This window comes from Paenibacillus sp. MT86 (assembly GCF_058792535.1).
Genome location: NZ_CM179499.1, coordinates 2631035 through 2651951, shown reverse-complemented (window position 1 = coordinate 2651951; position 20917 = coordinate 2631035). Strand labels below are relative to the sequence as shown.

General features: G+C 50.1%; 23 protein-coding genes and 1 riboswitch. Of the genes, 8 read left to right on the top strand and 15 right to left on the bottom strand.

The features are described 5' to 3' along the window. Positions 1 to 60: 60 nt before the first annotated feature. Complete coding sequence (locus AC3RCL_RS11735) at positions 61 to 336, bottom strand: hypothetical protein (protein WP_096774311.1); 276 nt, start codon at positions 334 to 336, stop codon at positions 61 to 63. Between the two features lie 28 nt (positions 337 to 364). Beyond that, complete coding sequence (locus tag AC3RCL_RS11730) at positions 365 to 568, bottom strand: hypothetical protein (RefSeq protein ID WP_492535416.1); 204 nt, start codon at positions 566 to 568, stop codon at positions 365 to 367. 238 nt (positions 569 to 806) lie between these two features. On the opposite strand from AC3RCL_RS11730, the gene AC3RCL_RS11725 reads away from it, so the two are divergent. Continuing rightward, entirely contained in the window at positions 807 to 1856 is a 1050-nt protein-coding gene (locus tag AC3RCL_RS11725) for a UCP032817 domain-containing protein (RefSeq protein WP_192571421.1), read from the top strand. A gap of 92 nt (positions 1857 to 1948) precedes the next feature. Here the strand turns inward: AC3RCL_RS11725 and AC3RCL_RS11720 are convergent, their stop codons facing one another. The 11 genes from AC3RCL_RS11720 to AC3RCL_RS11670 all read right to left on the bottom strand — a co-directional run bounded on the left by AC3RCL_RS11720 (position 1949) and on the right by AC3RCL_RS11670 (position 13522). Further along, entirely contained in the window at positions 1949 to 2806 is an 858-nt protein-coding gene (locus AC3RCL_RS11720; RefSeq protein ID WP_096774314.1) for a M23 family metallopeptidase, read from the bottom strand. A gap of 216 nt (positions 2807 to 3022) precedes the next feature. After that, positions 3023 to 3499: a hypothetical protein gene (locus AC3RCL_RS11715; protein WP_096774315.1), complete on the bottom strand. Its 477-nt coding sequence runs from the start codon at positions 3497 to 3499 to the stop codon at positions 3023 to 3025. Positions 3500 to 3771: 272 nt separating this feature from the next. Beyond that, positions 3772 to 4788, bottom strand: a complete 1017-nt coding sequence (locus tag AC3RCL_RS11710; RefSeq protein WP_492535415.1) for a hypothetical protein — start codon at positions 4786 to 4788, stop codon at positions 3772 to 3774. Positions 4789 to 4792: 4 nt separating this feature from the next. Then, the gene (locus tag AC3RCL_RS11705) at positions 4793 to 5137 is read right to left on the bottom strand and encodes a PadR family transcriptional regulator (RefSeq protein WP_492535414.1); all 345 of its coding nucleotides are present in this window, start codon (positions 5135 to 5137) and stop codon (positions 4793 to 4795) included. Between the two features lie 292 nt (positions 5138 to 5429). Continuing rightward, on the bottom strand, positions 5430 to 6467 hold the full coding sequence (locus AC3RCL_RS11700) for an NADH:flavin oxidoreductase/NADH oxidase (RefSeq protein ID WP_492535413.1): 1038 nt from the start codon (positions 6465 to 6467) through the stop codon (positions 5430 to 5432). Between the two features lie 119 nt (positions 6468 to 6586). Further along, a complete protein-coding gene (locus AC3RCL_RS11695) occupies positions 6587 to 7021 on the bottom strand; it encodes a MarR family winged helix-turn-helix transcriptional regulator (protein ID WP_192571417.1) in 435 nt (144 codons plus the stop codon). A gap of 211 nt (positions 7022 to 7232) precedes the next feature. After that, on the bottom strand, positions 7233 to 8033 hold the full coding sequence (locus tag AC3RCL_RS11690) for a Cof-type HAD-IIB family hydrolase (RefSeq protein WP_096774320.1): 801 nt from the start codon (positions 8031 to 8033) through the stop codon (positions 7233 to 7235). Between the two features lie 250 nt (positions 8034 to 8283). Next, entirely contained in the window at positions 8284 to 9705 is a 1422-nt protein-coding gene (locus AC3RCL_RS11685; RefSeq protein WP_009592374.1) for a sucrose-specific PTS transporter subunit IIBC, read from the bottom strand. Continuing rightward, complete coding sequence (locus AC3RCL_RS11680; protein ID WP_492535412.1) at positions 9702 to 11204, bottom strand: glycoside hydrolase family 32 protein; 1503 nt, start codon at positions 11202 to 11204, stop codon at positions 9702 to 9704. The genes AC3RCL_RS11685 and AC3RCL_RS11680 overlap by 4 nt, the downstream gene beginning before the upstream one ends. Before the next feature lie 180 nt (positions 11205 to 11384). After that, on the bottom strand, positions 11385 to 12377 hold the full coding sequence (locus AC3RCL_RS11675) for a LacI family DNA-binding transcriptional regulator (RefSeq protein WP_036661270.1): 993 nt from the start codon (positions 12375 to 12377) through the stop codon (positions 11385 to 11387). A 296-nt stretch (positions 12378 to 12673) separates the two neighbouring features. Next, the gene (locus tag AC3RCL_RS11670; RefSeq protein WP_192571415.1) at positions 12674 to 13522 is read right to left on the bottom strand and encodes a bifunctional 5,10-methylenetetrahydrofolate dehydrogenase/5,10-methenyltetrahydrofolate cyclohydrolase; all 849 of its coding nucleotides are present in this window, start codon (positions 13520 to 13522) and stop codon (positions 12674 to 12676) included. Between the two features lie 66 nt (positions 13523 to 13588). Continuing rightward, a riboswitch (ZMP/ZTP riboswitch) is annotated at positions 13589 to 13668 on the bottom strand. A gap of 154 nt (positions 13669 to 13822) precedes the next feature. Between AC3RCL_RS11670 and AC3RCL_RS11665 the strand changes: the two genes are divergently transcribed. The 3 genes from AC3RCL_RS11665 to AC3RCL_RS11655 all read left to right on the top strand — a co-directional run bounded on the left by AC3RCL_RS11665 (position 13823) and on the right by AC3RCL_RS11655 (position 17018). Continuing rightward, positions 13823 to 14833 carry a permease gene (locus AC3RCL_RS11665; RefSeq protein ID WP_096774325.1) on the top strand — a complete coding sequence of 337 codons (1011 nt, stop codon included), beginning with the start codon at positions 13823 to 13825 and terminating at the stop codon, positions 14831 to 14833. Positions 14834 to 14940: 107 nt separating this feature from the next. Beyond that, positions 14941 to 15918 carry a TIGR03943 family putative permease subunit gene (locus AC3RCL_RS11660; protein ID WP_492535411.1) on the top strand — a complete coding sequence of 326 codons (978 nt, stop codon included), beginning with the start codon at positions 14941 to 14943 and terminating at the stop codon, positions 15916 to 15918. Beyond that, positions 15915 to 17018, top strand: a complete 1104-nt coding sequence (locus AC3RCL_RS11655) for a CobW family GTP-binding protein (RefSeq protein ID WP_492535410.1) — start codon at positions 15915 to 15917, stop codon at positions 17016 to 17018. The genes AC3RCL_RS11660 and AC3RCL_RS11655 overlap by 4 nt, the downstream gene beginning before the upstream one ends. 77 nt (positions 17019 to 17095) lie before the next feature. On the opposite strand, the gene AC3RCL_RS11650 is transcribed toward AC3RCL_RS11655, so the two are convergent. After that, positions 17096 to 17347: a YolD-like family protein gene (locus tag AC3RCL_RS11650; protein WP_090908448.1), complete on the bottom strand. Its 252-nt coding sequence runs from the start codon at positions 17345 to 17347 to the stop codon at positions 17096 to 17098. Between the two features lie 311 nt (positions 17348 to 17658). Here AC3RCL_RS11650 and AC3RCL_RS11645 point away from each other — a divergent pair, with 311 nt between their 5' ends. Genes AC3RCL_RS11645 through AC3RCL_RS11635 form a run of 3 tightly spaced genes read left to right on the top strand, consistent with a single transcriptional unit; the run spans position 17659 to position 19033 of the window. Continuing rightward, a complete protein-coding gene (locus AC3RCL_RS11645) occupies positions 17659 to 18060 on the top strand; it encodes a MarR family winged helix-turn-helix transcriptional regulator (RefSeq protein WP_228468886.1) in 402 nt (133 codons plus the stop codon). Positions 18061 to 18087: 27 nt separating this feature from the next. Then, the gene (locus AC3RCL_RS11640) at positions 18088 to 18726 is read left to right on the top strand and encodes a nitroreductase family protein (protein WP_096774329.1); all 639 of its coding nucleotides are present in this window, start codon (positions 18088 to 18090) and stop codon (positions 18724 to 18726) included. Positions 18727 to 18736: 10 nt separating this feature from the next. Next, complete coding sequence (locus AC3RCL_RS11635; RefSeq protein WP_015736075.1) at positions 18737 to 19033, top strand: putative quinol monooxygenase; 297 nt, start codon at positions 18737 to 18739, stop codon at positions 19031 to 19033. A gap of 103 nt (positions 19034 to 19136) precedes the next feature. Here the strand turns inward: AC3RCL_RS11635 and AC3RCL_RS11630 are convergent, their stop codons facing one another. Further along, positions 19137 to 20345 (bottom strand): GTP-binding protein, encoded by a 1209-nt coding sequence (locus tag AC3RCL_RS11630; RefSeq protein WP_277746280.1) that lies wholly within the window; start codon positions 20343 to 20345, stop codon positions 19137 to 19139. Between the two features lie 219 nt (positions 20346 to 20564). On the opposite strand from AC3RCL_RS11630, the gene AC3RCL_RS11625 reads away from it, so the two are divergent. After that, complete coding sequence (locus tag AC3RCL_RS11625; protein ID WP_145037820.1) at positions 20565 to 20903, top strand: DUF1801 domain-containing protein; 339 nt, start codon at positions 20565 to 20567, stop codon at positions 20901 to 20903. Positions 20904 to 20917 lie beyond the last annotated feature (14 nt).

Here is a 20917-nt window from a genome sequence, read left to right as displayed (position 1 = left end):
GTGCTGTAGACGAGGATATGAACTGGACCTGAGACCAGGTTTGTTTGGAATTATGCTCGTTCAGAGATTTTTAAATGCCGAAATGAAGGACCCCGGATCCTCCTTCACCGTGTACGAATACACCCCTTGCTGGGTATGCAGGTACAAGAAACCTCCGCCGTCTCCCATCGGCCGATAGGACAGGTCAAACACCTGCCGGATCGGAAACTCCCGGTATTTGGTTACGATTCGATCCTCGTACAGGAACATCTCCCGCCCTTGCTCTTCCGTTCGTTGTTCAATGCCGTCCACGATTCGGTTGATTTTGTAGTACGGCTGTACGGCTACCCAATCCACAAGCTCCCTCCTTGCCGTCTTCATATTCTCACTTGGAAGATCGCATGTCTCCCCTCTTCTTCCTGCGGCTCTTCATTCGTTCCAGCAGCTCCAGCGCCCCGATAAAAAGCACGAATACCACGAAGAGTGCGGCGGCACGGCCAGGCTCGATCAGACCGGTAACGGACGCTATAATGCCTGTAATGCCTACAATAATAATACCTATTACAGATAGTTTCCAACCTGTTAACATATGTATGCTCCTATAAGTAAACATAATTGCCGTCCCATATGATCGTAGACCTTCATGATCAACCAACTCTCCGGCACACACGGAATGTATCATAAAGAACACCCTATATTCAAGTTATGGCCGCTATGCCCGAATCCAGAATTTCGATTGCCAACCTGCGATTCATTTGCAATAATTTACACATGGAGAGAAATGATAGTCCCGCCTCCGCATACCAAAATAGACAGGAGGAGAATGTATGAACTCAACAACCTGGATACTGCTCATTGTATTCATCGTGGTGGATGTATGGATTATTTCTTTTTTCGTTAAACGCTCGTTACGAAAACAAAATAGCCAGCTGGTCCCTAAGGGAAATAAGCCTCGGCGAGGGAAAATACCGGAGCTGCCGCCGATCGTCAAGGCCGGAAGCCCGGCAAACGAGCTTGTCGGCAGACTGGAGGCTGCGCTGCCCGATACTTATCAGAGCATGCTGAAACAGCGCGTGATGAGTGAGCATCCGGACATGTCCGAACAGGAATATGAATGGAGATGGCAGGAGCTTAAACGTTTCTTTATCATGTGCGCCGTATTGGACCGCGTACCGATGTTCAGCAAGGACGTCGATGAGGTCTGGCATGAAATGCTGATGTATACATACGAATATCAACAATTCTCGGACCGCTTTCTTGGCCGGATGCTTCACCATGCTCCCAACACCGGTACCGAACAAGTGCCGATTCCGAATGAACGCGCCTGGTTCGATACCGTATATGTGCAATTATTCGGCTGGCATGAATACAGTGCCAAGCTATGGGGAGCTTTCTTCCGCGTCCCGCTGCCGCGTGAAGAGCTGGACCTTTGCACCTCCCCCCATTTTGCCGTGAATCATGGCCAGAAGCGCTTTAATGCCTGGACCTATGAGAAGATTCCTGCAGCACGCATGGCCATTGATGCTATGATCCGGGATCTGCAGGATCGGGTCAGAACCGCTCAAACCGAGCCGGGGCGTCAAGAGAAGAGGGTCAACTTTCAGAATAGCGATGTGCTCCTGGCAGCGGCCGTCTATTTTGCCTGGAATGCACCGGATCAATTCACTGATCATATGATCCCGGATGAGCGCGAGCTTCATAAGAACAACAGCAGCTCCTCCTGCACCTATGCTTCGGCTTGCGGCTCAGGCGGCTCGGATTCCCATGACGGATCGTCAAACGATGGTTCATCAGGCGGCGGTTCCTCCTGCAGCAGCGGGTCCTCTTGCAGCAGCGGTTCGTCCTGCAGCAGCTGCGGAGGCGGCTGCAGCAGCTAAATACAAACTTAACAAGAATGCTTGCTTATTCATGAATCGAACAAAAGCATGGACCTGAGAATTCAGGCCATGCTTTTTGTTATATCCAGCGTTCAAACCCCGCCATATACAACTTGGCCTCGTCTTACCTTGATATCGCCAAGCCAGTTAATATTAAGAGATTTCGTATTAACCCAAAACAAATCCGGATGATCCGACACTTGAAAATGCAAATGCGCTTCGGTTGAGTTGCCGGAATTTCCGCATAGACCTATCAGATCCCCTGCTTCGACCTCAGAGCCTTCCTTCACGCATACCGATCCCTGCTTTAAATGTGCATATAGGCTATATTCTGAATGTCCATGATCGATGATGACATAGTTGCCGACGGGCTTGGTTTCGTTGGTCTCACCCACAGGCTCATTGTCCCTGATGTTATTCTCGATACCCACCACCTTCCCGCGGGCACCAGCAAGAATCTCCTCTCCAAACGCGAAGTAACTCTCATTCTTGGCTGGATCTCCTTCATAGGACATGGCGTTCTCCGTCTTGATGACGTCTATTGCGTACCGCTGGCTTTCCTCTGCGTAATGGTAATTATCCGTAACATTCTCGCCGCCCCAGAACACATACCATTTCCCCTTAAACGGAGCTCGGAAAACCGTGACGGTTTGCTTGGCATCCGATTCAGGAAATCTCTCAATAGGCGATAGCATAAGCCCTACAATGGTACCCGTTTCATCGATCATCGCTTGAATGCCTTTTTGCCCGCTATCATCCATCCAGTTTATCAATCGGATTTGGTTGAGCGTGTCGTCCAACGTGATATGGAACGTTTTTACTCCTGCCGTATACTCCACTGCCATCGCTTCAAATTGTTCGATCGTTGCAAGTGAACGCAAATCCTCTCCGAACAGCTCGTACAGCTTGCGATGTTCCCCATTCAACAGGAATCTAGAAACATCTACCATATTCAAACCTCCTTAATATTCAAACCCAATGTTATAAATAGTATATCTGACGAAATGAACCTGCATTGAAACAGAAACTTAACATTGGTTAAACTTTCAGTTCCCGTAGGTACAGATGCCCGGAAAAACAGCCTTCCTCTACAACTAAAACAAAGAAGCACCCGAACCCATTCGTCAAGGTTCAGATGCTTCTATTCTTAATATACATACAGCCGATTAATGGTTAGATGTGAGTACCAAGCCGGAACGGGTTTGCGGTCCGACCTTGCGCACGGAAACCTGATTTTGCTCGGCCCAACGCGTGAGACTCCGAATGCCTTCACAATTCTTCTCTTCAAATTTAAAGCAGCAGTACATCGGATTTACGCTCTTATCCTTGAGGCTAATTTGAAAAGCGGCTTTATGGCAACCGGAAACCTTGATTTCGCGGATCTGTTCAGCGTGAATCTCTACGCCGTTGATCGAAATCGTCTCCGAATTCTCCTGAATATTCACTTCCCGCTTCACCAATCTCGCATAACCTTCAATAGCCAGTGCCGCAACGACAACGACATTCACGGCCATCTGCATATAGAAGAAAAAAGGATAGGAATATTCGGTCAAGGTGGCTACCTGAAATAGGATAATGCTAAGGACAAAGGAAAACAAAATAACGTCTTTCATTCTGGTAGAGTAATGGATCGCATATTTCATGATTAATCAGCTCCGTTCATTCTGTAAGGGTTTTCATTTAGCTCTTACCTTATTATAACACCATTGTACATAATTTTGACACATATCATTCACATTTTTGTCAAAAAAATTATTTGCCTCGCTCCTTATCCTATGCTTATCCATTTCGCGTCGTGTCGTTCATGGTCCAACCAAAATATAAATACACGGTTTGTTTCCTGACAACAAAAAAAGAGAGCATCCCGCCAGATCCAAGATCCGTTGGGACGCCCTTCGCTTCAACACTTTTATCTTTACTTGGTTAACGCCGTATTTCCTTCCTTTCCCCGAAACCATTTCATCACGACAGATACGGTATCAATAAGGGTAATGATCACAATGATGTAAATGAGGCCGTCCCTGGATCGATCCCAAATTGATTTTACGGTCTCATACGCTTCATCCCCCGGTGTTACGAAACCTGCTTGAACGAGCTGATCCATGAATGTCGGATTCCAAATCGTCATATCGGAGAACAGGATCACCGTAACGATAACGGAAGCAACGTTAAATATGACATGCATGACGGCAATCTGCGGCGTCCACTTTCTTGTGATTAATTTCCTGGCTTCATTGAATATGCTGAAGGCGGTAAGAAGCCATATCAGCGGTAAATACTTGGCGAAGGCAGCCTGTTCAAACACCGGAATGGCGATCGAGTTTTCGTCGAATCGATGAACACCGATCAGGTTAATGGAAAACGTGAACAGGACGAAGAACAGCACGGAAAACAGGATGCCGAGCACAGGCTCGATCGGTTTAATCCGAGCGGCTGGTTCCGGAATTGCCGGCAATTCCGAGGGTTTCCATGGATCATCGGGGACTTGGCGAGCCCCGCGGTATTCGATAAAGGCAAAAATAACGGTAACCCATGCAAATCCGTGGATTCCCACGCTAAGCAGCGAAACAAGTAATTCCAGCAGCTTCTCGGCAGTGGGTTCCGTGCTTGTAAAGAAATCAATGATGTAGACGATGCCAAGAGCAACGGCTATCGAATACAGTACGATCCTCAGGACGGACCAATAGCTGTTAATCAAACCCGGACCTATGAGATACCTTTCCCTTCCTCTGTACCTGGCTGCCATTTCCCCGGGCGGGCCGAGCTCAAGCAGCACCTGCTCCACCTCTTCCAAACTTGCGGTCTCTACGCCGACTCCCCGGTCTTCCAGCATGTCTTCGACGAGTCCTTGAAGCTCCTTCTCAATATCCGTCCGCTGCGATTCGGGCAGCTTCTGGGTCACCGCATAAATATACCTGTTAATCAGATCCATCACCTTAGTCCTCCTTGTCATTCACAAGTCCCTCCAGACTTGTCATCATATCCTTCCATTCATGGTAGAGCTGCCGATATATGTCCTTGCCTGTCTGACTTATGATGTAATATTTTCTGGGCCGGGCTTCATTCGTATCCCACTCGCTGTTAAGCAAGCCTTGTTTCTCCAGCCGACGCAGCAACGGATAAAGCGTACCCGCTTCCACGTTGATCCCCCTCTCCTGCAATATGGTCACCAATGAATATCCATACTGCGGTTCGGACAACTGACTGAGAACACCAAGGATGATCGTACCCCGCCGAAGCTCCTGCACCATACTGTTTAGAATTTCTTGATCCTCTGGCATATCATCATCTCCTGGAAATTATTATACTGTACATCACACACTAATGTAAATAAACAATTAATGAATTCATAAAATTATTTTAGTTAGCCTAATGTTAACGACGCCAAGCTTGATGGCTACCATAATTCGAGCATTTCCTTGTACGCAAAAAAAGGTTATCCTACAGCCGTGACGGACTGTAAGATAACCTTCTCTAATTACGCTCACGCATTACCGGGTTCCTGATCATGTTCACTTTCAGGGAATGATATGCCAATCTCCATCGTTCGATGGCAGCTATATGTTCAGCCGCCTATCTCGAATTTCTGGGAAAACCGTTCTGGTATTGTGCCGGAATCGCGATCTCCTTCTGAAGCACCGTTGCTGCTTCTAATGCCCAGTACGGATTGCGCAGCATTCCTCTTCCAACAGCGACGAGATCAGCGTCTTCGTTGCCTATTACCGCATTCGCCAAGGCGGGTTCATCCAAACGGCCCACGGCAATGACGGGGACTTGCAGCGTTTCTTTGATCTGTCTGGCTAGCGGTACTTGGTAGGCTACGTGGGTGCCCGGTCTTCCTTCCGCCGCGATTGGTCCTTCGCCGCCAGCGCTGACATGGAACATGTCAACGCCTGCAGCCTGATATACCCTGGAAAATGCGATGCTCTCTTCGATGCCATAACCACCCGTAACATATTCTCTAGCCGAGATTCGCATGATTAGCGGCATGTCCTCAGGCATTTCGCTTTTTGCGGCTTGAATCACTTCTTGGCCGAACTTGGTTAGATCCTGGCCGTATTCATCCGTTCTCCGGTTGGTCAGTGGAGAATGGAATTGATGAATCAGATAGCCGTGGGCTCCATGCAATTCAATCGCGTCAAAACCGGCCTTCACCGCACGGCGTACAGCCACGCGGAATTTTTCCACCATCTGCTTAACTTCTTCGGTTGTGAGCGCCCTTGGCGTTTTCGAGTGCTCATCGAAAGGAATAGCCGATGGGGCAACGGGCGTTTCCGCGTCCTCCGCTTTGCGTCCGGCATGCGCAATCTGAATCGCCGCCTTCGCGCCATGCTGATGTATCGCTTCAACTATGCGGGCCAAAGCGGGAATCTGCTCATCCGACCATAACCCAAGATCATAATCGGAAATACGGCCGTCCGGTTCCACATCCGTCATCTCCACGATAACGAGTCCGGCTCCGCCGATTGCCCGGCTTGTATAATGCAAATAATGCCAATCGGTGGCAATGCCGTCTTTGTTCGTTACCGAGTATTGGCACATGGGGGGCATAATCACCCGGTTTTTCAGATCTAACGATTTCAATTTATATGGACTGAATAAATGTTCCATTCAGAGACACGCTCCTTCTATCCTCATGATATTGATCTCTTTAAACAAAATGCATGCACATGCATCTAAGTTAGCAAAACAAAGACCATTCGTCAAGAATGGCTGTTGAAACGAACTAGTTACCCTCGGATATGCTTCAATGCATCTTCCAGACCATGCTTCATTTTGGGCATTGCGAATTGCTGCTCCAGCACGTCTTGGACCGTGTTCTTGGCTTTTTGCAGCTTCTCTTCGCCAATCGGAGTCAGTGACGTGTAGATTCCTCTCCTGTCATCCTCGCAAATCGCCCTTTGCATGGCGCCGCAGCCTTTGGCTTCAAAGCGGCTGACCAGTCTCGACATCGCACTCTGGCTTAGCCCCACCATCGTTTGCAGCTGCTGAAGCCTTAACTTTTGCCCGGGAGCCTCGGACAGAAATAACAGCACGTAAAATTCATTCAGCGATAAATCGTGCTTCTGCTGGAGCTTTTGTTCCAGCTCGTTGGAAATCAATGCATGAATCTGCGTCAAGGATAGCCAACTTGTGATGAGTTGTCGCGTTTGATCGGCTGACATAGGGTCTCCACCTGTTCCGGTATATTTCCGCCAGAAGGTTCGTATTACCATATAGCGGTCACTGTCAGTTATTAATAATAGCAAGTCCCTGTTTCCGTCGTCAAACCTGCGACTGGGCGCAGCTGCGGAACAGAAATACATGCCAGTCCTCACGCACCGCAAAATGCGCTAAGACTGACACGCTGTCCAGGCTTTTTTATCGTAAAACCCGTTACTTAATCTCCTGCGGCTCCTTGCCCAGCAAACCGAGCATGCGAAGTCCGTATTGTATTCCGTCTTGGCCGACATCGCGGGTGACATGCCTGGCCGCCTGCTTCACGATCTCCGGCGCATTGCCCATTGCCACGCCGTGGCCCACGTACGACAGCATCTCCAGATCATTCAGATAATCGCCAAACGCGACGGTATCCTCCAGATCGATGCGCAGCAGCTGAATCAATTGTTTGATTCCTTCGGCTTTGGAGCCCCCTGCCGGTAACACGTCAATTCCATAGGGGCCCCAGCGCACGAAATCGAACCGCCCTTCGAATCTTTTTACGTAATCGGCCTCCTCATCCTCGGTACAGAATACAATGGCTTGATATATATCGCGGCCCAAGTAATATTCCGGATCGTATTCCGGGATCGTCAGTTTCAGCTCCCCCCAGCTGGAATCGATATGGACATGCTCGGTTACGTTCATCTTCATCGCTTCGCTGCCGGCATAGATAATCGGATGATCCAGCCGGACCGCTTGTTCCGTCAGCTCCTGCAAGGCATCCTCCGCCAGAGGATTACCGTAGATCGGTTTGCCTTCATAAACCACATACTGACCGTTCAAGCAAACATAAGAATCGATGCCAAGCTCTTCCCGCAGCTCCTCAAAATGATAGGGGGCGCGCCCCGTAGCAATGGCTACGATATGGCCGGCCTTCTTTAATTCAGCAATGGACTCCTTCGTTGTCGCCGGAACCTGCTTCTCATGATCCAGCAGCGTACCGTCAATATCAAAAAATAGGATCTTCTTCATCAATAACGCTCGCCTCTCTTTACGTATATTCAAGCTTGTAACTGTATTGTAAATGATGAAAAGCATTTCAGAGCAAGCCATAATTTTACCAAGCCCTCTGGGACCAAGTCCAGCTAACGCCAAAAAATGCAGGGGAGCACTCTTTTCAGATATCCATTTTTATAGAACAAGAAAGCCGGTCAGCCAGACGATTTACCAGCATCCGGACCAAAAAAAGGCCCGCCTGTTCAGGGCGGACCTTTCGCTTATGGCTTTATTTCGCTTCCGAGCGGACCTCTTCAAGCATCTTATCATTGAATCCGAACATCCAGGTCAGCACGAACGTAATCGCCATCGCCGTCAGGTTGCACAAAATGTAAAGAGGAAGCTGGCTGTTCAAGTACAACAGCGTGCCCGGGATGACGGTAATGGCCATGCCTGTGGCCTCAAGCTGAAAGATGGAAGCCATGAAACCGCCCACGCCGCCGCCGATCAAGGCGATAACAAACGGTCTGACGTAACGCAGGTTGACCCCGAAGATCGCCGGCTCGGAGATTCCCAGCAAGGCGGAGAATGCCGATGGCAGGGATAATGCCTTGAGCTTTTTATTTCTCGTCTTGAGTCCGACAGCCAGACAAGCTGCACCCTGTGCTGCCATGGCGCTGGTCACGATCGCATTGAACGGATTGCTCCCTGTCTTCTCAAGGAGTTGGATCTCCAGGAAGTTGAAAATATGATGCACCCCGGTGACCACAATGATCTGGTTAAAGAAACCGATGACCAGACCCGCGATACCGAACGGCAGCTCCAGCAAGAACGTCGTCGCGTTCAGAACCACTTCTTCCAGGGAGTGGAACACGGGGCCGATCGCAAACAGGCCGAGGGTTATCATAACGAGCAAGGTCAGAAACGGGGTAACGATCAGATCAATGGCGTCAGGAATGCGTTTTCGCAAAAATCTCTCGAATTTCGCGCCCAGCAGTCCAATGAAGAATGCCGGCAGGACCGAGCCCTGATACCCGACAACCGGAATGAAGTCAAAGATCATGAGTGCCTCAGCCGAGCCGTTCGCCACGCTGTACGCGTTGGGAAGAGCCGGGTTAACCAGCATCAATCCCAAGACGATACCCAGCACGGGGCTGCCTCCGAACACCCTGAACGCGGACCAAGCCACCAAGGCGGGCAAGAAAGCGAAAGCCGTATCCGTCAGTACCTGGGTGAAGAGCAGGAAATTAGCCGAGATATCATCCGGTGTCGCACCGAACCAGGCAAGCACGGTATCCTGGGTCAGCAGCCCCCGTAATCCCATGAACAAGCCAGTGGCGACCAATACCGGGATAATCGGCACAAACACGTCACCGAATGTACGAATCGCCCGCTGAAACGGATTCCCCGACTTTTTCGCCTGAGATTTCAGTTCTTCCTTGCTTGTGCTCTCCATTCCAAGGGATTCGACCGCTTCAAAAATCTGATTGACGGTTCCTGTTCCGAAAATGATCTGGTATTGCCCGGAGTTGAAAAAGGCTCCTTTGACCTTGTCGATCTGCTCGACCTTCTTCTGGTCAATTTTCTTCTGATCATGAACCATGATTCTCAGCCTGGTGGCACAATGGGCAAAGGAAGCGATGTTCTCCCTGCCGCCAATGGCTTCCACTACCTGCCTTGCGATTTCCCGATTATCCGCTGCCATGTTCATTCAGCCCCTTCTTTATCTTTTACGGCTTCGGTCAGATCCCATTTCTCGACCTTCAAGCCGGCACTGCCGTTCTGTACGAAAAATCGAATGTTTCGGCTGTTCCACTTCGGAAAAATTCTGCTTGTAAACACCTCTTCGCCATCGTTGATGAACAGCTCGACCGAAGAAATGTCCACGAACAGATGAAATTTGATCGAATTTCTTTCGGTTGGCAGCATACAGGATCGTTCCGCTCCGTAATCACTGACAATCGTTGCACCCGAAGAAGAGCGATCCAGCGTAACCTTCCGTTGGCCGGATTCATATCGAATAACGGTTCGTTCCCCTTCGCCAGCCCGAAATTCAATGCCAACGACGTCCGCCTCGATGGCTTGGAACTCGCATATCATTTCGAATGCGGTTCCTTGAACCCCCTCGTAACTCCTCACTTCGCTGTGAAGCGTATCCACTGCCTGAGCGGCATGATCGCGGAGCGCTTGAAGCTCGGGAACCGGCTGTTGAATCAGCCTGCCTTCACGGAACGTAAGCATACGCGGAAGCGTCAAACAATGGGCCCAGCCATGCGAATCGGTGGGATACCCGATATCCGGCAAACCCATCCAGCCCACCATGATGCGCCGGTCTTTCTCATCCAGCATGGTCTGCGGCGCGTAGAAATCAAAACCTCTGTCCAGCTCGCAAAAGGGACCGTGATCAAACTCCAGCGTATCCCTATTGAGCGGCTTGCCTGAAATATAGCCGGATTGGTAAATGTTTCGAAAATGGTCGTCCTCCGGAAGCAGCCCTTGCGGGGAAAACAGAAGCACGCCCTGGCCATCCAGTTCAAAATAGTCGGGGCATTCCCACATATAGCCGAAATGCTGAAGTCGGGTTTGTATCTCCCCCTTGAATTCCCAAACCAACAGATCCGAGGATTCATAAACGACAGCCGCACCTGTCTGATTAACCCTTTGGGCACCGATGACGAACCGGTACTTGTCTTTGTCTTGCCATACTTTCGGATCCCGGAAGTGTTCGGTATATCCGTCCGGCACATGGTCGATCAGCGGCTTATCGAGCTTCGTGATGGATCCGTCGCGGTCCATCACAGCCATGCATTGATAAGATTGCCTGTTCCATTCCTCATCCCGGGCATTCCCGGTATACATGAGGCATAGTTTGCCATCTTTCACGATACCGCTGCCCGAATAAGCGCCATATGCATCATGCGGGTGACCGGGTTCAATAGCGATGCCTTGGTTCTGCCAAAACACCAGATCTTTCGAGGAAGTATGGTACCAGTATTTCAAGCCGTGAAACGTGCCCAGAGGAAACCATTGGTAAAACAAGTGATACTCTCCGTTGTAATAAGAAAATCCATTGGGATCATTCATCAGGCCCATGATGGGCTGCACGTGAAATTTTTGCCTCCATTCGCTCAATCGCACTTTCTTCCTTAAGGAGGAAAGCTCTTCGGGAGAAGCCTGATCCAGGCGTCGGTATTTCAGTTCTCTGTCCATATCTCTTCTCCTTATAAATAGGCTTCCTGAAAAATCAAGCAGATCGTGCTACGCGTGCACGCGAATAAATCCAACTGCAGTGGAACCGGTTCCAATCAAAGGTAAAAATAATGAACTCAGTTCCAATACCAAGCAAACACTCGGTTTGGAACCGGTTCCGTTATTTGAAGTATAAAATACCTAATTCAGATTGTCAACGCTTTCCCGATGAATCATCTCGCAATTCATGACCGTCAGGAAATCCACCGGCTCGTCGTTGACCAGCTTCATAATATGCTGTGCCGCGAGGTGGCCCGCTTGGAAATATCCATATTTCACCGTTGTTAACCCGGGATGAATCACCTCGGTTACGTCGTATCCGCCAAATCCGGTAACGGAAAGTTGGTCGGGAATAGGGATGCCTTTCATGTGCGCCGCTTTCATCACGCCCAGCGCAATGTTGTCCGTGGCGCAGACCACGGCCGTTGGCAGCGTTCGGTTCAGCTCAAACATGGAGCATGCCGTCTTCACACCATCCGACATCTTGAATCCACTCTCATAGAGAACCGCTTCCGCCTCTTCATACTCGCTTACCGCTTTGAGGAACCCTTCCTTCCGCTTGACTCCGACGGCTACGTCCTTTTCCGTCACCCCGATATAGGCAATTTGACGATGTCCCATCGACAGCACGTACCGGCCCATGTCATAACCTGCGGCATAATCGTTATAGATCATGCTGTGGACATGGTCATGCTGTTGTCCGAGCAGAATGACCGGAATGCCGATCTCTTGAATCGCGGCAAGATGTGTTTCCGTCACCTGCGTGGCGAACAGAATAATGCCTGATATTTTTTGTCTGGCGAGATCATACAGCGCTTCGATCTCCCTGGATAAATCCTGGCTTGCGTTGATGATCAGTAGCTGATATCCGTGTTTTCTTAATTCTTCGTCCATGCCGGCGACAGTCTGCGATGCGGAGAAGGAGTCCAGACGCGGCATAATGGTGCCGATCATGCTCGTTTTTTTCGCTTTCAGGCTTTGCGCAAAAGAATTCGGGATATAGCCGGTTTCCTGAATAACCTGCTCAATCTTGCGGCGTGTCGCATGACTGACGGATCCTCCGTTCAAGAAACGGGAGACCGTGCTTTTGGCAACTCCGGCTTTGTGGGCAATATCGGCGATCGTGTTCTTCATGCCAAGATCTCCGGAGCCGTTAGCAGCGCTGCATCGAACGGATCATTCTCTGGAGCTCCCTGTTGTCCCGCACAACAGGCCATGATTCGTATAAACATGAATCTCTCCCCTTCGTATTTCTCTTATTCCTAACTATACCATGACGTCCAGGGGTCCGTGAAATGGGGCTCCAAGCCTAGCATTGCATGGTCCATATTGGCTTCTATGTTCCAGGCTCTGGCATGAAATGAAAGATTCGAAGGGGATGATTCATGGGTGCAGCCTTGCTTCACGTGCAAGTAGTCAAGTGCATTCCCTTAAGCTTGGACGGTTCGCTCGGCCGATTCGACGGTATGCTTCAGCAAAGTCGCTATCGTCACGGGGCCGACGCCCGCCGGTACCGGCGTGATTGCGGAAGCCGCCTTGGCGCAGGCTTCGTAATCGCAGTCCCCGATATTCCCTTTATTGTAACCGGCGTCCAACACGACGGCACCCGGCTTGATCCAGTCCCCTTGAATGAAATTAGGCTTGCCTACGGCCGCAACCACAATATCCGCTTGGGACACAATCTCCCCAAGGTTCTTCGTTCTCGAATGGCAGATCGTAACCGTGGCGTTGCGATTGAGCAGCATCATCGATACCGGCTTGCCCAAAATCGGACTGCGTCCGACCACCACCGCATGCTTCCCTTCGATCGGCAAGCTGTAATAGTCCATAATCGCGATAATCGCCGCCGGCGTACATGACGGGTAATCGGCGAAACCAAACGCATTTTGCGAGAACCCGAGCGTGGTTACTCCATCCACGTCTTTTTTCATGTCGATGGCATCAAAAGCCGCCCGCTCATCGATATGGTGCGGTACCGGGTGCTGAAGCAGAATACCGTGGACGTCCGGATCCTCGTTCAGTGCTTGAATCGCGGCGATCAGCTCCTCCGTCGTTGTCGATGTCTCCAGCACTACTTTTTTGGATATGATGCCAAGCCGCTCGCACGCATTTCCCTTCATCCGCACATAGGTCGCCGAAGCAGGATCATCGCCAACCAGAATCGTTGCCAGACAAGGGGTTACCCCTTGCTGTTTCAATTCCTGTACCTTCACCGCCAGCTTTGCCTTGATATCATCGGATACTTTTTTTCCATCCAAAATTACGGGTTCCTTACTCATGCTAATCCGCTCCTTCGCCATTGTATTAAAAAACATAAAGAGGCAAGGCGACTCGAACGTCTCCTTACCTCTTGCCCAGGCGTACGGCATATGATCCCATGTGCTCCCTCTTGGTAACCCAAGCTACGCCAGTAACACATGGATAACTTTTTTTAATATATCACGACTTTGGACTTCGCGCCACCGGCTATGCGGCCGCCCTTTAATCGTAAAGTTTTTGATTTGTTGCCTGAAATCACGTATGTTGCCGATGGTACAAGCATAGAATGTCCTAAGAACAATTCGTTCCAGGAGGCCTTGATGAGATATCCGGCGATCTTCAAAATGCTGCCCTTTATACTGCCGCTTGTGTTCGTGATTCCGGTCTTGACGATATGGCTGCAGAAGGACTTAAACCCCATACCCAGCCAAGACCTGCAGCAGGTTAAAACCGTCTTCACGGGCATCTTCCTTGAGGCACTTCCTTTCATTTTGCTTGGAGTGCTGCTGTCGTCCCTTCTGCAGCTGTTCGTAAAAGAGCAATGGGTGCGGCGTCTCACGCCGAAGAATCCGATGGTTGGCGTCCTGTTCGCTTCCATGCTCGGCATCCTGTTTCCCATCTGCGAATGCGGGATGATCCCGGTCGTTCGCAGGTTGATGCTGAAGGGGATGCCCGCCTATATCGCCGTCACCTTTATCCTCAGCGGTCCTATTCTGAATCCCATTGTATTCGCATCAACGATCATGGCCTTCCGTTCGCATCCCGAAGTGACGATCGGACGAATGGGACTGGCTTTTGCAGTCGCGGTGACGACGGGTTTGCTCGTTTATGTTTTTTCAAGAAGCAGCCCCCTGAAGCGTTCCTTTCAAGAGTTCGCCGAACAGGGCTCCAGCAAGGGGGAACGTTTGTTGCATGAGCATCCCAAAACCTGGAGAAGCATGTTTGTCCACGCCGGAGACGAGCTGATCGAGATGTGCAAATATTTAGTCCTGGGCGCTTTCCTGACGGCCTGCATCCAATCCTTCATTCCGAGGGAGGAGCTGCTGGCTCTGGGGAACGGTCCTGCCGCCTCCTATCTGTTCATGATGGGATTTGCCTTCATCCTGTCCCTCTGCTCAACTTCGGACGCCTTCGTGGCATCGGCATTCACGCACACCTTTACCGTCGGCCCGCTGGTTTCCTTCCTGGTTCTCGGCCCGATGCTGGATTTCAAAAGCCTGCTCATGCTGTCGGCTACCTTCAAGACCAAATTCGTGATCGGCTTAAGCCTGCTGGTGATTACGCTTGTCTTTATCGGCTCTGTAGCCGTCAACGCGCTATTCGGCGGTTAGGTGTAGTAAACAAACTGGAGTGGCAATACACGAAAACGGTTGGAATAACGGCACCTTCAGGCTGTTATGCCTTCGGATATCCACTTGAGATTGGAGGTGTTCGGGACGTGAAGCCCCGTCTGAGCCTGCGAAGCCACTATATACTGCGATCGCTGCTTATCGCAGCTCTGGCCGCCTATATCATGCATCTGAACGCATCAAATTCGCTGGACTATTACTTGGCTCCCCATATGCAGACCCTGCTTCTGCTCTGTCCGGTGCCGCTGTTGTTCATAGCTTTCGGCATGCTGTGGCACGCCATTGCGGGAGCTTCCGGCGAGGTGTGCGATTGCGAGCACCCCCTGCCCAGCGGACTGATCAAAAACATATCGGTTTACGGGTTATTCACGGTGCCGCTGCTGTTCGGCCTGCTCCTGCCGGACCAAGCCCTCGGCAGCGATATGGCGGCCAAAAAAGGCATGATCTACACCTATCCGAACCCCGATGTTCGCCGTAAAACCGAAGAGCGGAATGCTTCCGCCGTTTCGGGCATGGAGAAGCATGGAACGAATGATGACCTGGCGGCAGCGGAGGACATCGCACTGAACGAGCGTTTTGTTCCCAAAGACATCTACAGCGTGGAATTCGCGGAGCTGGCCAAGCGCTTATATACCTTACCCGTCATCCGAGTGGAGCCGGACATTTTCTCGGAGACCGTTGGGGCCATGGATATGTACAAACAGCATTTTCAAGGAAAGGCCATCACCGTCCAAGGATTTGTTTTCCGCGATGGACATATGAACGAAGACGCCTTCGCCGTCAGCCGCTTCCTCGTGATGTGCTGCACGGCAGACGCCGTCCCGTTCGGGGTCATGGTGCGCGCCGCGAATGCTTCGTCATTCGCGAATGACTCGTGGGTTCAGATCGATGGCACGATCCAGGTCACCACCTCGGACGGTAAGGAAACGCTGCAGATTCAAGCGGAACGGATTCAGCCGATCGAGCAGCCGTCATCCCCTTACATTTTCACGAATCCCGACTCTGTCGCAGAGTTTGATGAACTGTATTCGAATGATATCGAGACCAAGGAGGTAATCAATAAATGAACAAGATACCCGTCGTGCTGATTAGCGGATTTTTGGGGAGCGGCAAAACCACGCTGCTCCTCAGGCTGCTGGCGTATGCCGCCAATCGGCAATGGAGAACCGCCGTCCTGATGAATGAGATGGGCGAACAGGACGTGGATGGCGATATCCTATCCGGTGAAATGCCTGATCTTCCGATCGAGAAGCTGCTTGACGGCTGCATCTGCTGCACCAAACGAGACGAGCTGGGGCAAGCCCTGAAAAGCCTGTTAGATCGGAAGCCCGATCTCGTCTTCATCGAGACGACCGGAGTGGCGAATCCTGAACAGATTCTTGAGGATTTGCAGGATCCGTCATTGGCTGATCGAATATCGATCCGTGGCAAAATCGCCTTGGCCGACTGCAGCAAATTCCTCGAGTATAACAGCTTCTTTGCATCCAGTCGCGAGCTGGTCCGTACCCTGCGGGGACAAATCAGCTTCGCGGACTGGATCATCCTGAACAAGGCGGGAGAATGCGAAGAGAAACAGATCCATAAAGTCATTACCTCCATTAGAAAAATCAATACGACGGCAAGCCTGTCCGTAACCGACTACAGCCGTTTGGATGAGCATGAAATGTGTACGGCCCTTCAGCTAGAGCCAACGGAGAATCATAGCCATTCATCTCATGCTTCCAACCGGCAAGGGAGTCCTGCGGAACGCCTGCAAGGCAGCGCATGGACCAGCGAAGAAGATCGGAGCAAGCTGGGGCACCGCAACCATGAAGGAGCTTTCATTCATAATGAGCATCGCCATGGTCACGGAGAAGAGGCCGGGCATGGCAGCCATTCCTATACCGGCCTGGATACCTTGACTCTATCTGCCCCGACCCCTTTCCCGCTTGAGATCAGCCTCATCGAAACCTTTCTCGCTGCACGCGGTTCCGGCCTGCTACGGGCCAAAGGATATATTCAGCTCTCCACGGGTCCCTCCCTGGTTCAGTGGGCAGGTTCACAGCTTGCCATCGAGCCCAGCACGCTGAAGCTGCAGCGGGGCTATCTTACGTTAATCGGCCATCGCCTGGACAAAACGCGCATTGTCCAGCAGTGGGAGGACTTGCTCAGCGGCGTGGTGCAGTGACATTTGAATGCATGCAGGGATATGAAAAAAAGATAAGGAGATCCTCAGGGATCTCCTTTTTTTCGGTTCGTTTATGATTAGTCCCTAGGATAATTCACTTCCATAATATCCATAAAAGGAACCTTCGTAATGACGCCGTTCTGTTTCATATGCACCTTCCCTGTGCGGGAGTCCATTTGATCGATTTGTCCGCGGACCGCCTCTTCCCATCCCCAGACCGTCAATACAATGACCGATTCCTCCTGGTAAGCTTCCGTTAGCTGATTTCCGAGCTCTTCCAGTACAAACTCATCCCTAGTGGGTCGCTTTGGAACTTTTGCTTTTGCCATAATCTTGTCCTCCTGATTTATGTTGTTCATGCGTCAGCATTACATTCTCAATGAAAATGAATCTTTCATCCATTCTATGAATTAGGAATCTACTACCTATTATACATCAAATGCGATTCAGAATTCTCGGGCTCTCCCAGGATTCAGAATATCTGAAGGAACTATGGACTCGATTCGCTTTTTTATACAAAAGACTTGATTTTCAGAAAATAATCCTATATGATTGACCCATCAACCATTGACCAGTCAATGAATTGAAGGAGGTCTTTATCATCTCTACATGCCATACACAAGACCTGCTGTACTTGCTAATGCATCTGAATAAGCACATTGCGACTCGGTTTGAACGATGTGCCGGTGTTAGTCCCAATCGGCTGGAACTCCTCTGCAAACTGACCGGCGGCGAAATTAGCCAGTCGGATCTCCAGAAGGCAGTGTCTATCGATCCAGCTGCGGTGACCCGTCATGTTCAACAGCTGGAAGCGGAAGGATTGCTTCTGCGGACGAGATGCGAGAATGACAACCGGATTACGTTGGTTCAGCTAACTGAAGTGGGCAAAAGTAAAGTCGCAGCGTTTAAGGCGGAGAAAGATCGATTTATGGAGGAACTGCAGGCAGACCTCACGGAATCAGAACGACTTGCGCTTGTTCATGCTTTACAGAAATTGAACAGCCAGATTCAACAGATGAAACACCCAAGCAAAACCGATTAACTTATAGAGACTAAAGGAGAGAATACCATGTCTGTAACGACCCTAAACAATGATTATAAAGAAATTATTACTTCCCGCCGCTCTGTGCGGGTATACGACCCATCGGTCAAAATCAGCCGTGAAGAGATGACTGAAATTTTGGAAGAAGCGACTTTGGCTCCGTCATCCGTTAATCTTCAGCCTTGGAGATTTCTAGTCGTTGATAGCCCGGAAGGAAAAGCGACGCTTGAAGAGCTTGCACCAGGGAACAAAACACAAGTTTCAACTTCTTCGGCAGTCATTGCGGTGTTTGGAGATATGAACGCATTCGACAATGCAGATGAAATTATGGGCACTGCTGTGGAACGCGGTTATCTGCCGCAAGAGATAAAAGATCAGATGATGGCGAACTATACCGATCTGTTCGGACGTATTCCGGCACAGGCTTTCCGCGAAATGATCCTTATAGATAGCGGCTTGGTTTCCATGCAGCTTATGCTTGCTGCCCGTGCCCGTGGATATGACACGAACCCCATCGGCGGATATGACAAATCCCGAATTGCAGAAGCATTTGGTATGGAGAAGGAACGTTATGTGCCGGTCATGCTCATCTCGGTAGGTAAAGCTGCCAAAGAGGCGCGTTTGACGACTCGTCTTCCTATTGATCGTATTGCAGAGTGGAAGTGAGGTCACAGCGATGATTATTATTCATGCAGAAATGAAAGTAAACGGCGAACGTGAGGCTGAATTTCTGGAATCCGTAAAAGAACTTATTGAAGCATCCCGTGCGGAACAAGGAAATGAATCTTATAAGCTGCTCAAAGATACGGAGCAGGATAACACGTATCTCATGGTTGAACAGTGGAAAGACCAGGAAGCTGTGGGGCTCCACAATGCGAGCAGCCATTTTCAGGCGTTTGTGGCTAAAGCTCCAAAATACCTGACAGCTCCGCTAAACGTGCAGGCCTATGCAGGCCAACTGATCAACAAATAATGAAGCAAACTACAATCCGTATTAAAAAGCCAACTCGTTTAGACGAGTTGGCTTTTTTAATTCTATTACCGCATTCCATATCGGATCGAACAGATAAGCAGCCTTACAGCGATAGCTCTTCGATGGCCATCCATGGCAGCGGATTGTGAAACGTTGACCAGTCCAGCTGCATTTCCCGGTCGGTCAACAAACACTCGTCCAGCTCCCGCTCGATTTGTTCCTGTTCCATCCCAATCCCGATCATCACGAGCTCGGTCATCCGATCTCCCCAGACGTTATCCCATTTCCTCCGAACATCCGGCTCACTTCGTAACAGCTCCTGCTGCTCCTGCTCGGTTAAAGCCGCGACCCAGTATCCTGCAGGCCCGAACTGAATCGAAGGCCCGGCCTGGCTTACACTTGCCGCAACATCCTCGCGCACGGCCAGCCAAGCGATCCCTTTCGCACGTACGACTTCTTCCGGCCAATCACCCATGAATGCCGCCAACCGCTCCGGATGAAACGGTCTTCTTCTCCGATAGACAAAAGAGCTGATGCCGTATTCATCCGTTTCCGGCACGTGCTCCTCCTTCTGAAGCTCCTGGATCCAGCCGGGGGACTGACTGGCTTTTTCAAAATCGAATAAACCGGTATTCAGAATTTCCTCAGGTGCCACTTGTCCCTTCACGGTGCGGATGATTTTGGCGCTTGGCTGAAGTTTTCGCAGTATGCCCTCTACCTTGGCCAATTCGTCCTCGCTTACCAGATCGCATTTGTTCAACAGCAGCACATCGCAAGTCTCTACCTGGTCGATTAACAAATCCACCACTTCCCGCGTATCCTCTTCGCCCAGCGCTTCCTTCCGATCAAGCAGGCTTTGCCCCGAAGAGAAATCTTTCCAGAATCGGTTCGCGTCCACCACCGTTACCATGCAATCCAGCCGGGCGAGATCGGACAGCTGTACGCCGGACACCTCATCCGGGTAAACAAAGGTCTGCGCAACGGGCACGGGCTCGCTGATTCCCGTCGATTCGATCAGTATGTAATCAAAACGATTCTCTTGAGCCAGCTTCTGAACTTCCTGCACCAAATCTTCCCGGAGCGTGCAGCAGATGCAGCCATTGGACATTTCGACCAGCTTCTCATCCGTTCGGGACAGGCTTCCTTCCCCTCTCACCAAATCCGCATCGATGTTCACTTCGCTCATGTCGTTCACGATGACCGCTACCTTCAACCCTTCGCGATTATGTAGCACATGATTCAGGACCGTCGTTTTGCCTGAACCGAGGTAACCGCTAAGAACAGTAACCGGAATTCTATTGTTGTAATTCATCAAATGAACTTCCTCCATTCGTTAATCGTAATAATTACGATTTATGGTATGATGATATATCCCCTCCATTAAATTGTCAATCCTTCACGTTTAAAAACATTTCTACAAGCAGAAAAAATCTCCGCAATCAATTTCAAAATATTCCTTTACAAGAATATTCTCTTGATGGTATATTACAATTAATCATTGGTTAATATTTACAAATAAGGAGGATACGTTATGAGCCAAGACGTAATTTCGTTCATTGAAAACCTGAGTTTGCCTTGGCAAGCAGAAGTCGGCAAAAAGCTTCGACTTATGGTCCATGAAGCCATTCCGGAGGTAGAAGAACGGATTCAGTACAAAAAACCGCATTTTCTCAAAAACGGACACTATGCAGCCGTGATTTCGCCATCCAAAGATGCAATCGCCTTTATGATCATGAACACAACCAATCTAGAAGTCCCTTCAACTTTCGATGGTCCACCCGAACGGAAATGGCTTAAAATTCGAAAAGACGATACTCCTGACTATGAACAGCTATCCGAATTATTAGTTCAAGCATCAAGTTCGTTGTAATAACCAGATCGGGG